Annotated in this window: 10 protein-coding genes; 9 read left to right on the forward strand and 1 reads right to left on the reverse strand. The window is 68.9% G+C overall.

What is annotated here, in order from left to right; translation table 11 throughout:
• From JEQ17_RS30780 to JEQ17_RS30820, 9 genes are all read left to right on the forward strand, one after another.
• Positions 1 to 354: a DUF4233 domain-containing protein gene (locus JEQ17_RS30780; protein ID WP_200398181.1), complete on the forward strand. Its 354-nt coding sequence runs from the start codon at positions 1 to 3 to the stop codon at positions 352 to 354.
• A gap of 220 nt (positions 355 to 574) precedes the next feature.
• A complete protein-coding gene (ndk, locus tag JEQ17_RS30785; RefSeq protein ID WP_200398182.1) occupies positions 575 to 988 on the forward strand; it encodes a nucleoside-diphosphate kinase in 414 nt (137 codons plus the stop codon).
• A gap of 1,485 nt (positions 989 to 2,473) precedes the next feature.
• The gene (locus JEQ17_RS30790; protein WP_037747701.1) at positions 2,474 to 3,493 is read left to right on the forward strand and encodes a rod shape-determining protein; all 1,020 of its coding nucleotides are present in this window, start codon (positions 2,474 to 2,476) and stop codon (positions 3,491 to 3,493) included.
• Between the two features lie 172 nt (positions 3,494 to 3,665).
• Complete coding sequence (gene mreC / locus JEQ17_RS30795; protein ID WP_200398183.1) at positions 3,666 to 4,610, forward strand: rod shape-determining protein MreC; 945 nt, start codon at positions 3,666 to 3,668, stop codon at positions 4,608 to 4,610.
• Between the two features lie 19 nt (positions 4,611 to 4,629).
• Positions 4,630 to 5,310, forward strand: a complete 681-nt coding sequence (mreD, locus tag JEQ17_RS30800; RefSeq protein ID WP_200398184.1) for a rod shape-determining protein MreD — start codon at positions 4,630 to 4,632, stop codon at positions 5,308 to 5,310.
• Between the two features lie 79 nt (positions 5,311 to 5,389).
• Positions 5,390 to 7,645, forward strand: coding sequence for a penicillin-binding protein 2 (gene mrdA, locus JEQ17_RS30805; protein WP_200398185.1), 2,256 nt, complete (start codon positions 5,390 to 5,392; stop codon positions 7,643 to 7,645).
• Entirely contained in the window at positions 7,642 to 8,841 is a 1,200-nt protein-coding gene (rodA, locus tag JEQ17_RS30810; RefSeq protein ID WP_200398186.1) for a rod shape-determining protein RodA, read from the forward strand. The genes mrdA and rodA overlap by 4 nt, the downstream gene beginning before the upstream one ends.
• A 50-nt stretch (positions 8,842 to 8,891) precedes the next feature.
• Positions 8,892 to 10,406 carry a CYTH and CHAD domain-containing protein gene (locus JEQ17_RS30815; RefSeq protein WP_200398187.1) on the forward strand — a complete coding sequence of 505 codons (1,515 nt, stop codon included), beginning with the start codon at positions 8,892 to 8,894 and terminating at the stop codon, positions 10,404 to 10,406.
• A gap of 118 nt (positions 10,407 to 10,524) precedes the next feature.
• On the forward strand, positions 10,525 to 12,486 hold the full coding sequence (locus JEQ17_RS30820; protein ID WP_200398188.1) for a TIGR03960 family B12-binding radical SAM protein: 1,962 nt from the start codon (positions 10,525 to 10,527) through the stop codon (positions 12,484 to 12,486).
• A gap of 117 nt (positions 12,487 to 12,603) precedes the next feature.
• Here the strand turns inward: JEQ17_RS30820 and JEQ17_RS30825 are convergent, their stop codons facing one another.
• Positions 12,604 to 12,825 carry a DUF6243 family protein gene (locus JEQ17_RS30825; protein ID WP_200398189.1) on the reverse strand — a complete coding sequence of 74 codons (222 nt, stop codon included), beginning with the start codon at positions 12,823 to 12,825 and terminating at the stop codon, positions 12,604 to 12,606.
• Positions 12,826 to 13,200 lie beyond the last annotated feature (375 nt).

The raw sequence follows: 13,200 nt of genomic DNA on the forward strand, positions 1-13,200 counted from the left end.
GTGCGTACGCTCTGTGCTTCGACGCTGATCGGTGAGTTCTTCGTCATCGGTTTCGCGGGGCTCGTCGCGATGAAGGATCCCGATCTGTCCATGGCCACGGTCTGGACGGTGAGTGGGGTCGCGATGGTGTTGTGCCTGTTGCTCTGCGGGATGATCACGCGGCCGGGGGGTGTCCAGCTGGGGTGGGCGCTGCAGGTCGTGCTGATCGCCAGCGGGTTCGTCGTGCCGACCATGTTCTTCCTCGGTGCCGTCTTCGCCGCCCTGTGGTGGGCCTCGGTCCACTTCGGCCGCAAGGTGGAGGAGGCGAAGGCGCGGTTCGCCGCGCAGGCCGAGACCGGGGGTAACACGGCGTAGGCGTGATATTCAGCCTCTCCGGCGTCTGAGGAGCGGGGGTTCGGGGGCGGAGCCCCTGAGTCAGGGACGGGAATGGGTAGGGGCGGCGGGGGCGAAAACAGCCGGGTCGGCCGGTATCGGACCGGCCCTCCCCGTAGCAGCTGACGCTGCGTAACACGCACCCGGACACGCCCTGTAGCCTCGGTCATCCGCACATCTGTGACCCGAAGGAGCCACCACCGTGAGCCAGCGCACCCTCGTCCTTCTCAAGCCCGACGCGGTCCGTCGCGGCCTGACCGGCGAGATCATCAGCCGCATCGAGCGCAAGGCCGGCTGGGAGATCACCGCGCTGGAGCTGCGCACGCTGGACCAGGACACGCTGGAGCAGCACTACGGCGAGCACAAGGGCAAGCCCTTCTACGAGCCCCTGGTCGCCTTCATGGCCTCCGGCCCGGTCGTGGCGCTGGTCGTCGAGGGCGAGCGCGTCATCGAGGGCGTACGGGCACTCGCGGGCCCGACCGACCCGATCGCCGCCGCCCCCGGCTCCATCCGTGGCGACTTCGGTGTCATCGTCCGGGAGAACCTGATCCACGCCTCCGACTCCGAGGAGTCCGCCGAGCGAGAGCTGAAGATCTTCTTCCCGGGCCTCGCCTGACCGCTCCCCGACGGACCACCGACCCGCCACACCCCGAGGCCCACACCACTGGCGGGCCGAGGGGTGCGGTGCATGGCACCCGGCGCCGGCACCCGGGAGACTCCCCCAGGCCCCAGGCTGGGACCTGGCTCCATTCCCGGCAGCCCAGGGTCCGGCCTGCCAGGCGTGGGCGCGCCCAGGAGACCGGTTCTGCGCCCGGCAGGCCAGGCTGCCGGGCGCAGTGAACCCGGGCCTGGCAGCCGGGCGGTGGGCGCCCGGGGCACCGGTTCTGTGCCTGGCAAGCCGGCAAACCCGGCAGGCCCAGGCCGCTGGGCGAGCAAGCTTGGGCCCGGGCTCAGCGTCCGGGGTTCAGCGAGCCCAGCCGAGATCCGGGGCTCAGCGAGTCCGGGCCCAGTATCCGGGGCTCAGCGAGCCCAGGCACGGCAAGCCCAGGCCCAGCAAGCCCGGACCCAGAGCCCAAGCCCGGCATCCCGGTGCTCAGCGAGTCCGGGCCCGGCATCCGGGGCCCAGCGAGCCCGGAGCCAGCCCCCGGAGCTCAGCAAGCCCAGACTCAGCACCCGGGCCCGCGAGCCCGGCCCCAGCATCCGGGGCTCTTTGGGCCCAAGCCCGGCATCCCAAGGCTCAGAACCCCGGGCCCAGCAAGCCCGGGCCCAGCAAGCCCGAGCCCGGCAGGCCCAGGCCGCTGGGCCGGCAAGCCCGAGCCCGGACTCAGCCTGCGGGGCTCAGCGAGCCGAGGCGCGACATCCCGGGCCCAGCGCCCGGACCCAGAGCCCAAGCCCGGCATCCCAAGCCCAGCAAGCCCAGACCCAGTACCCGGGCCCCGCGAGCCCAGCCCCAGCCTCCGAGGCTCAGCAAGCCCAGACTCAGCACCCGGGCCCCCGAGGCTCAGTGGGCCCAAGCCCGGCACCCCCAGGCTCAGCAAGCCCAGACTCAGCACCCGGGCCCCCGAGGCTCAGTGGGCCCAAGCCCGGCACCCCCAGGCCCAGCAAGCCCAAGCCCCGCAGCCCAGTCTCAGCAATCTCGGGTCCAAGCAAGCCCAGCCCAGTAGTCCAGGCCCAGCAAGCCCGGGCTAAGCTCCGGCTTCCCAGGTCCAGCAAACCGAAGCCCCGCATCCCAGACCCCGCCGCCCCGCCCCGTCACCCGTTGTTCAGTCCGCACCCACCCGTTCGTCCCGTCGGGAACCCGCTTCACCAGGAATCTTCTGATGTCATGTCAGGCACCTGGGCTTCTGACCTGGGAGCGGCGCACAATGGCTGCTGTCGGTTGGCATATGCGTGGCGATCGAGGGAACGCGTTCCCCCGATGGACCGTCTCCAGAAGCGGGGCGGCACGTCATCTGGTCACAATGGCGAAGACCCTCGCGCGGTGTTCGTGCAGGCGAGACTACGATGGAAGCCTTCACGTCACAGCGCTCACCCTCGCCGACCTAAAAAGCCATCAAAAGCTCCACTTGGGAAGGCCAGACGAATCCTGATGGGGAACTCAATGTCGTTCATCGGCCGTGACATGGCTGTCGACCTCGGGACCGCCAACACGCTGGTGTACGTCAGGGGTCGCGGGATCGTACTCAACGAGCCGTCCGTCGTCGCGATCAACACCAACACCGGTGGCATCCTCGCGGTCGGCGCGGAAGCGAAGAAGATGATCGGGCGGACGCCGGGCAACATCGTTGCCGTGCGCCCGCTGAAGGACGGTGTCATCGCCGACTTCGAGATCACCGAGCGCATGCTCCGCTACTTCATCCTGAAGATCCACAAGCGGCGCTATCTCGCCCGTCCTCGCGTCGTCGTCTGTGTGCCCTCGGGCATCACGGGCGTCGAGCGCCGTGCCGTCATCGAGGCGTCGTCCCAGGCCGGCGCCCGCCAGGTGCACATCATCGAGGAGCCCATGGCCGCGGCCATCGGCTCCGGCCTGCCGGTCCACGAGGCCACGGGCAACATGGTGGTGGACATCGGCGGCGGCACCACGGAGGTCGCGGTCATCTCGCTCGGCGGAATCGTCACGGCACAGTCCATCCGTGTCGCCGGCGACGAGCTGGACAACGCGATCATCCAGCACATCAAGAAGGAGTACTCGCTCCTTCTCGGTGAGCGGACGGCCGAGCAGATCAAGATCACGATCGGTTCCGCGTACGACCTCGACAATGACGAACACACCGAAATCCGCGGCCGGGACCTGGTCTCCGGCCTCCCGAAGACCGTAGTCATCTCGGCCGCCGAAGTCCGCAAGGCGATCGAGGAGCCCGTCAACGCCATCGTGGACGCGGTCAAGACCACCCTCGACAAGTGCCCGCCGGAGCTGTCCGGCGACGTCATGGACCGCGGGATCGTGCTCACCGGTGGTGGCGCCCTGCTGCGCGGTCTCGACGAGCGGCTGCGTCGCGAGACCGGCATGCCGATCCATATCGCGGAGGATCCGCTCGACAGCGTGGCGCTCGGCTCCGGCAAGTGCGTCGAGGAGTTCGAGGCGCTCCAGCAGGTTCTGGACGCCCAGCCGCGCAGATGAAGTAACTCTTCGATTCCGCCGTACGGGATGATCCCTTCTCGTACGGCGGATCGTTGATATTCAGGCATAAGCTCCCCCATAACGCCGCCCCGCGGGTCCGCGCTCCGGGTACTCCGGGGATCTTCCGGGTGAGCCATACACGTATTCGACGAGGAAGGCACGGCCGCCGCACGTGAGGGACACACGAGAGAGCCGGCTGCTCTTGGTGCTGCTGATCGCCATCGCGTTCGCTTTGATCACGGTGGACATCCGCGGTGGCAAGGATTCGCCGGTCGACGGTGCCCGGCAGGCCGCCGCCACGGTCTTCGGCCCGATCGAGGACGGGGTGTCCTCCGCGGTCGACCCCGTCGGCAACGCGATCGAGGCCGTGAAGGGATCCGGCGGCCGCCACGACCGCATCGCCCAACTGGAGCGCGACAACGCCGCGTTGAAGGCGAAGCTGGGCAGCGACGACCGTAACCGCAGCCGCCTCAAACAGCTCGACAAGGTCCTCAAGACGGCCGGCGCCGGGCAGTACGGCATCAAGGGCGCCGAGGTCATCGCCATAGGAGCGGCCCAGGGCTTCTCCTGGACCGTGACCATCGACGTCGGCGCGAACGACGGCATCAAGCGCGACATGACCGTCCTGAACGGAGACGGGCTGGTCGGGCGCGTCACCACCGTGGGGCCCAGCACCGCCACCGTGCTGCTCGCCAACGACCCCGACTTCACGGTCGGCACGCGCATGGAGGCCACCGACGAGCTGGGCTTCGCCTCCGGCCAGGGGGACCGCCCGCTGCGCGTGGAGCTGCTCAACGGCAAGGCCAAGATCAGGAAGGGTGACCGGCTGGTCACCTTCGGATCCCAGGCCGACCGGCCGTTCGTGCCCGGTGTCCCCGTCGGCATCGTGTCCCGCGTCGACCCCTCCGGCGGCGACCTGACCCGCACGCTCTACGTCACGCCGTACGTGTCCTTCACCAAGCTCGACATCGTCGGCGTCGTCGTCCAGGCCCCGCGCAAGGACCCACGTGACGACGTGCTGCCGCCCAAACCGGAGCCAACGCCCACGCCGACCGTGACCGTGACGGTCACGCCCTCGGCGAACGCGCCCGCCGACGGTCTGCAGCAAGAGCAGTAGGAAGTAGGAGCTGAATCCCATGCGCTTCAACCGAATGCTGCTCTCCACCACCCTCGTGGTCGTCGCCCTGGTGATCCAGGTGAGCGTCCTGGCCCGGCTCCACCTGCCGGGCGCCGTCCCCGATCTGCTGCTGCTCACCGTCCTCGGCCTCGCCCTGGTCTACGGCCATGTCGGCGGCGCCCTCATCGGCTTCGGTGCGGGCCTGCTCGCCGACCTGGCCCCGCCCGCCGACCACGCCGCCGGGCGCTACGCCCTCGTGCTGTGTGTCATCGGCTACCTCGCCGGACTCGCCAAGCCCGAGAACGGCCAGCTCAAGTCAGCGACCGGCCCGATGGCCGTGGTCGTCGCCGCCGCGGTCGGATCCACGCTCCTGTACGCGGGAGTGGGCGCCCTCGTCGGCGACACCGCCGCCCGCCATGTGGGCCTGAGCAGCCTGCTGTTCACGGCTGCCCTGTACGACCTGCTGCTCGCCCCGTTCGTCGTACCCGGGATCATGGCCCTGGCCCGGCGCGCCGAGAACGACCCGCTCGCCGAAGCCGGTGGCGGCGGCGGTTCCGGCAAGAAACCCGACGTCACCGCGGGCTGGCTGTCCTCCGGCACGGGTCTGAGCATCGGCAGCCAGCGCGGCGGCCTGAGAGTCAAGGCGGCCAGGGCGCGCGTCGCGCGTGCGGGACGCATCAAGGGGGTCAAGCGGCTGTGAGAGCGGCGCTCACGACAACTGCACACCGTGTGGGCTCTCACGAGGTCGGCACACCGCAAGAGCTGAGGGAGGGGGATCAGTGACCAACATCCCGGAGACCGGCCGGACCCCAAGGGTCCAGATCCGGCTCGTCGTCATCCAGATCCTCGTGCTCTCGCTCCTGGGCACTCTCGGCGGGCGCCTGTGGTACCTCCAGATCCGCAACGGCGACGAGTACGCCAAGGAGGCCTCCGGCAACCACGTCCAGCAGGTCGTCAGCCCCGCCGTGCGCGGCTCGATCCTGGACGCCCGCGGAGTGCCGATCGCCGACAACGAGACGCGGCTCGTGGTCTCCGCGTCCCGCACCGAACTGCTGAAGATGAAGGACGACGGCGACGCCGTCCTCACCAAGCTCGCACGCGTCCTCGGCATGAAGGCCAAGGACGTGATGGACAAGGTCCGGCTGTGCGACTCGAAGACGCCGCAGCCGTGCTGGAACGGCTCGCCCTACCAGCCGATCCCCATCACCGACGAGGCCACGGCCAAGCAGGCGCTGCAGATCCGCGAGCGTGCCGAGGACTTCCCCGGCATCACCGCCGAGCCGCAGGCCGTCCGCCGCTACGCCGCCCCCGGCGAGGCCAACACCGCGCAGGTCCTCGGCTATCTCTCGCCCGTCACCGACGAGGAGATCACCAAGGCCAAGGACACCGACTCGCCGTATCTGCGCTCCGACCAGGTCGGCCGCTCGGGCCTCGAGCGCGAGTACGACAAGGAACTGCGCGGCAAGGCCGGTGTCACCCGCTACGAGGTCGACAATCTCGGCCGCGTCATCGGCCAGGCCAAGAGCGACGAGGCCGAGCCCGGTGCCAACGTCGTCACCAGCATCGACTCCCGCGTCCAGCGCGTCGCCGAGTACGAGCTGAACGAGGCGATGAAGGACGCCCGCGACGAATTCGACGACAACACCGGCGAGAACTACAAGGCCGACTCCGGAGCGGTCGTCGTCATGGAGGCCAAGACCGGCCGTGTCGTCGCGATGGCGTCCAACCCGTCGTACGACCCGAACGCCTGGGTCGGCGGCATCTCCGGCAAGGACTACGCCAAGCTCACCGGCAAGGGCTCCAACTACCCGCTCCTGAACCGCGCGATCCAGGGCCAGTCCGCCCCCGGCTCCGTCTTCAAGGTCATCCCGACGGCCGCCGCGGTCAACGCGGGCTACTCCTTCGACGGCCCCTACGAGTGCTCCAGCTCGTACTCCATCGGCGGCCAGGTCTTCAAGAACTTCGAGTCGAAGGGGTACGGCCCGATCAGCCTCGGCCGCGCCCTTGAGGTCTCCTGCGACACCGTCTTCTACCGGCTCTCCCACGAGGAGTGGAAGCGGGACGGCGGCATCAAGCCGAAGAAGAACGCCAAGGACTGGTTCTACAAGACGGCCCACCAGTTCGGCCTCGGCAAGGTGACCGGCATCGACCTGCCGAACGAGGTCGCCGGCCGCGTCCCCGACCGCCAGTGGAAGCTGGACTACTGGAAGGCGAACAAGGACGCCTGGTGCAAGTACGGCAAGAAGGGCGGCTCGTACGCCCAGCAGATCGCGTACGAGAACTGCCTCGAAGGCAACCGGATGCGTGCCGGTGACTCCGTCAACTACTCCATCGGCCAGGGTGACACGCTCGTCACCCCGATCCAGATGGCGACGATCTACGGGGCGATTTCCAACGGCGGCACCCTCTACGACCCGACCGTCGGCAAGGCGATCATCAGCCCCGACGGCAAGACGGTCCAGGAGATCAAGCCGAAGTCGCACGGCAAGCTGCCGATGACGCGGAAGACGCGCGACGCCATAGACGGTGCCCTCGCGGGAGTCGCGACCCGCGGTTCGGCCGCCTGGCGGTTCGGCGGCTGGCCGCAGGACAAGATCCCGCTGCACGCCAAGACGGGTACGGCCGAGGTCTACGGCAAGCAGACGACCTCGTGGTTCACCACGTACACCAAGGACTACACGGTCGTCATGACCATCTCCCAGGGTGGTACGGGCTCCGGTGCCTCGGCCCCCGCCGTGCGCAAGATCTACAACGCGCTGTACGGCATCTCCGAGGACGGCACGATCGACAAGAAGAAGGCCCTGCTCTACAGCCCGCAGAAGAGCCTCCCGAAGATCGAGGCCGACGGTTCGATCGACTCCCCGAAGGTCGAGAAGTACCCGGCCAAAGAGGAGCAGGCCTCCGAGGAGGGCGGGCAGCAGCCGGTGTCCGGTGACGACCCGGCCGCCACCGTGCCCAACCCCAACACCGGTGACAACCGCGACGCCCGAAGGCGCTCGGCCCGCCCGAGGAAGAGGCGGAGGACGCTCACATGACCGGCGCGAACGGATTCTCCGTCTCCGGATACGGACCCGAACGCTCCAGCTGGTCGCGGCTGTTCGCCCGCGACTCGCTGGCCCGCAGGCTCGACTGGCCGATACTGTTCTCGGCCATCGCGCTCTCCCTGATCGGCGCGGCCCTCGTCTACTCGGCGACCCGCAACCGCACCGAGCTCAACCAGGGCGACCCGTACTACTTCCTGTTCCGGCATCTGCTCAACACGGGCATCGGCTTCGCCCTGATGATCGGCACGGTCTGGCTCGGCCACCGCACCCTGCGCACGGCCGTACCGATCCTGTACGGGATCTCCGTCTTCCTGATCCTGCTTGTGCTGACCCCGCTCGGCGCGACCATCAACGGCGCGCACGCGTGGATCGTCATCGGCGGCGGCTTCTCGCTCCAGCCCTCCGAGTTCGTGAAGATCACGATCATCCTGGGCATGGCGATGCTGCTCGCTGCCCGGGTCGACGCCGGAGACAAGCCCTACCCCGACCACCGCACGGTTCTGCAGTCCCTGGGTCTGGCCGCCGTACCGATACTGATCGTGCTGCTCATGCCCGACCTCGGCTCGGTCATGGTCATGGTGATCGTCGTGCTGGGTGTGCTGCTCGCCTCCGGCGCCTCCAACCGCTGGGTCTTCGGGTTGATCGGCGCCGGCGCCCTCGGCGCGATCGCGGTCTGGCAGCTCAAGATCCTCGACGAGTACCAGATCAACCGCTTCGCGGCCTTCGCCAACCCCGAGCTCGACCCGGCGGGCGTCGGCTACAACACCAACCAGGCGCGTATCGCGATCGGCTCCGGCGGTCTCTTCGGCACCGGCCTCGGCAAGGGTTCGCAGACCACGGGCCAGTTCGTGCCCGAGCAGCAGACGGACTTCGTCTTCACGGTCGCGGGCGAGGAGCTCGGCTTCGTCGGCGCCGGACTGATCCTGGTCCTGCTGGGCATCGTGCTGTGGCGGGCCTGCCGCATCGCCCGCGAGACGACCGAGCTGTACGGCACGATCGTCGCCGCCGGGATCATCGCCTGGTTCGCCTTCCAGTCGTTCGAGAACGTCGGCATGACCCTCGGCATCATGCCGGTGGCGGGTCTACCACTGCCTTTCGTGTCCTACGGAGGCTCTTCGATGTTCGCCGTCTGGGTGGCCGTGGGACTCCTGCAATCGATCCGCGTCCAACGACCGATGTCGGCCTAGTGCACATGTGAGGGCTGCCCATGAGCCGGATTCGCGACTAGATTCGGTTCATGGCGGACACAAAGCGGGAGATCGAGCGTAAATACGAAGCCGATGAGAGCGCCGGACTGTCGGATCTGCCGGACCTGACAAAGGTCTCCGGCGTCTCGGCCGTCATCGACAAGGGCGTCGCCGAACTCGACGCGACCTACTACGACACGCCCGATCAACGGCTCGCCGCCGCGTCGCTCACCCTGCGCCGCCGCACCGGGGGCGACGACGCGGGCTGGCACCTGAAACTGCCGGTCTCCGAAGGCGTACGGGACGAGATCCACGCCCCGCTCTCCGACACCGTGCCCCGGACGCTCGGCGGGCTCGTCCGCTCCCGGGTGCGCGACGCCGAACTGGTCCCCGTCGTGCGGCTGCGGTCGGCCCGTGACATCCGCCACCTCGTCGACGACTCCGGGGGCCTGCTCGCCGAGATCAGTGTCGACCGCGTACACGCCGAGCGGCTCAGCGGCGGCGACGGCACCACCGAATGGACCGAGATCGAGGTCGAGCTGGCCGACGACGGCGACCCCGCCTTCCTCGACAAGGTCGAGAAGAAACTCCGCAAGGCCGGCGTCTCCCGCTCCAAGTCCGCGTCCAAGCTGGCCAGGGCCCTCGGGGAGACGGGCCAGGCGCCCCGCAAGCAGGCCGTCGTGGAAGCGGCACCCGTCACCTCGGGCGACCACGTCCTCGCGTACGTACGGGCCCAGCGCGACGCGATCATCGAGCTCGACCCCGCCGTCCGGCGCGACGTGTACGACTCCGTGCACAGCATGCGCGTCGCCACCCGCCGGATGCGCAGCGCCTTCCGCTCGTACGGGAAGATCCTGGACCGGGCCGTCACAGACCCGATCGGCGACGAGCTGAAGTGGCTGGCCGGGGAACTGGGCGTCGACCGTGACCAGGAGGTCCTGACCGAGCGGCTGACGGCGGCCCTCGCCGCACTCCCGCGTGCCCAGCTCACCGGGCCGGTCCGCACCCGGATCCGCACCTGGTCGCACGCCCGCCGCTCCGGCTCCCGGCGCCGGCTGATCGCGGTCCTCGACGGCAGGCGCTACCTGGACCTGCTCACCGCCCTGGACACGCTCCTCGCCACTCCGCCGCTGCTCAAGGCCGCCTCGGGCGAACCGGAAAAGGTGATCTCCAAGGCCGTGCACAAGGACTTCGACAAGCTGTCCGGACTGATCGCGGAAGCCATCGACTCTCCGCCGGGCCCGGACCGTGACCTCGCGATCCACGAGGCCCGCAAGAAGGCCAAGCGCACCCGGTACTCGGCGGAGGCGGCCACCCCCGCCCTCGGCAAACCCGCGAAGAGCCTGACGAGCGACATGAAGTCCCTGCAGAACCTGCTCGGCGAGCACCAGGACAGCGTCATGGCCCGTGAGGCCCTGCGCGACGTCGCGACCCAGGCGCACGCGGCGGGGGAGAACGCCTTCACGTACGGGGTGCTGTACGGGCGTGAGGAGCGGGCGGCGGAGGGCGTCGAGGCCGGGCTGCCGGGGGCGTGGGAGACGATCCGGAGCGGGACGGTGTTCTGAGGATCTCCGCTCCGGTCGGTGGGGATCTCCGCTCCGGACGGCGGACGGGGGGTGGCTCCCGGCACGTTAGGCTGGATGGTCACCCCTGTCGGATCTCACCCCACCAAAGGTTTGCGAGATGTCTGCCGAAGTCGCTGCATCGGTGTTCCCGCAGCTCGAAGCTCTGCTCCCGCATGTGCAGAAGCCGATCCAGTACGTCGGCGGAGAGCTCAACTCCACGGTCAAGCCCTGGGAGACCACTGACGTCCGCTGGGCGCTCATGTACCCGGACGCGTACGAGGTCGGACTGCCCAACCAGGGTGTCATGATCCTTTACGAGGTCCTGAACGAGCGTGAGGGCGTTCTCGCCGAGCGCACGTACAGCGTGTGGCCGGACCTGGAGGAGCTCATGCGCGAGCACCGGGTCCCGCAGTTCACGGTGGACAGCCACCGCCCGGTGAAGGCCTTCGACGTGTTCGGCCTGTCCTTCTCCACGGAGCTGGGCTACACGAACATGCTGACCGCGCTTGACCTGGCGGGCATCCCGCTGGAGTCCAAGGACCGTACGCTCGACGACCCGATCGTGCTGGCCGGCGGTCACGCGGCCTTCAACCCCGAGCCGATCGCCGACTTCGTCGACGCGGTGATCATCGGCGACGGCGAGCAGGCCGTGCTCGACATGACCGACATCATCCGCGCCTGGAAGTCGGAGGGCATGCCGGGCGGCCGCGAGGAGGTCCTGTTCCGCCTCGCGAAGACGGGATCGGTGTACATCCCGGCGTTCTACGACGTCGAGTACCTCGCCGACGGCCGGATCGCCCGAGTGGTCCCCAACAAGTCGGGTGTCCCGTGGCGGGTGTCGAAGCACACGGTCATGGACCTGGACGAGTGGCCGTACCCGAAGCAGCCCCTCGTCCCGCTGGCCGAGACCGTCCACGAGCGCATGTCGGTGGAGATCTTCCGCGGCTGCACGCGCGGCTGCCGCTTCTGCCAGGCGGGCATGATCACCCGCCCGGTGCGCGAGCGCTCCATCACGGGCATCGGCGACATGGTGGAGAAGGGCCTGAAGGCGACGGGCTTCGAGGAGGTGGGCCTGCTGTCCCTCTCCTCGGCGGACCACTCGGAGATCGGCGACATCGCGAAGGGCCTGGCGGATCGGTACGAGGAGGACAAGATCGGCCTGTCCCTCCCGTCGACCCGCGTGGACGCCTTCAACGTCGACCTGGCCAACGAGCTGACGAGGAACGGCCGGCGCTCGGGCCTCACCTTCGCCCCCGAGGGCGGCTCCGAGCGCATGCGCAAGGTCATCAACAAGATGGTCTCGGAAGAGGACCTGATCCGTACGGTCTCCACGGCGTACGGCAACGGCTGGCGCCAGGTGAAGCTCTACTTCATGTGCGGCCTGCCGACGGAGACCGACGAGGACGTCCTGCAGATCGCGGACATGGCGATGAACGTGATCGCCGAGGGCCGCAAGGTCTCCGGCCAGAACGACATCCGCTGCACGGTGTCGATCGGCGGCTTCGTCCCCAAGCCCCACACTCCCTTCCAGTGGGCCCCGCAGCTGTCGGCGGAGGAGACGGACGTACGCCTCGGAAAGCTCCGCGACAAGATCCGCGGCGACAAGAAGTACGGCCGCTCCATCGGTTTCCGCTACCACGACGGCAAGCCGGGCATCGTCGAGGGCCTGCTCTCCCGCGGTGACCGCCGCATCGGCTCCGTGATCCGCGCGGTCTACGAGGACGGCGGCCGCTTCGACGGCTGGCGCGAGCACTTCTCGTACGACCGCTGGATGCAGTGCGCCGAGAAGACGCTCCCCGCCTTCGGCGTAGACGTCGACTGGTACACGACCCGCGAGCGCACCTACGAAGAGGTCCTCCCCTGGGACCACCTGGACTCCGGCCTCGACAAGGACTGGCTCTGGGAGGACTGGCAGGACTCCCTCGACGAAACAGAGGTCGAGGACTGCCGGTGGACACCCTGCTTCGACTGCGGGGTCTGCCCCCAGATGGACACCTCCATCCAGATCGGCCCCACAGGCAAGAAGCTGCTCCCCCTGACGGTCAAGAAGGACCCTGCGACGAGCGGGCACACGCACTGACGTGAGTGAGGCGCTGCGGCGCGTCGTGGAGGTGCTGGGGGACGGCAGCAGGGCCCGGACCGTGTATAGCGGTCCGGGCCCTGGTCTGTGCGGTGCCGCCCTTGCGGCGGCGGTGTGTCAGCTCTGGGTGGTGTCGTCGTCCGCCTGCGTGGCGCCCTCAGCCTCAGCTGCGCCTGTCTTCTCGCGCATCTTGCGCACCAGCTCGGCCTTTCGGTCGGCTGCGCTCTGGCGGTCGAGGTTGCGGTACGGGCCGTTGTTCTGCCGTTCGGTGCGGGACAGCTTCTTGCGCTTGCCGCCGCCCATGCCCACGGGATTGTTGATGTTCTTGCTCACGGTCACGGGTTCTCCCGGTAATGATGTGAAGTGATCTACGGATTCGTCGGTGGGGGACGGGCGGCGACGTCGAAGGGCGTCAGCGGGGGCCCGTCACGCTCTCACTCGTAAATCGGCGTCTGGAAGAACATGTCAAAGACGTTACCCGGTTCCGTCGGCCCCGCGCACCAACCTTTTCGCTCGGAGTCGCCTGGGTGGGTGCTCTTGGTTCGCGTGGTGGCTTTCGGCTTCCTAGCGTGGCGGTATCCGCTACGGAGGAGGCAAGCATGCCGGCGAGTGGTCCTTCGTGGGGGCGCTCCGGTGACGGCCCTGCCCCTCCTGGTGCCGGGCAGTGGGCGGCGCCGGCCGGGCCTCCGGGGAAGCAGGGGCGGAACCGTTCGT

This window comes from Streptomyces liliifuscus (assembly GCF_016598615.1).
In the GTDB taxonomy this organism is placed as follows: domain Bacteria; phylum Actinomycetota; class Actinomycetes; order Streptomycetales; family Streptomycetaceae; genus Streptomyces; species Streptomyces liliifuscus.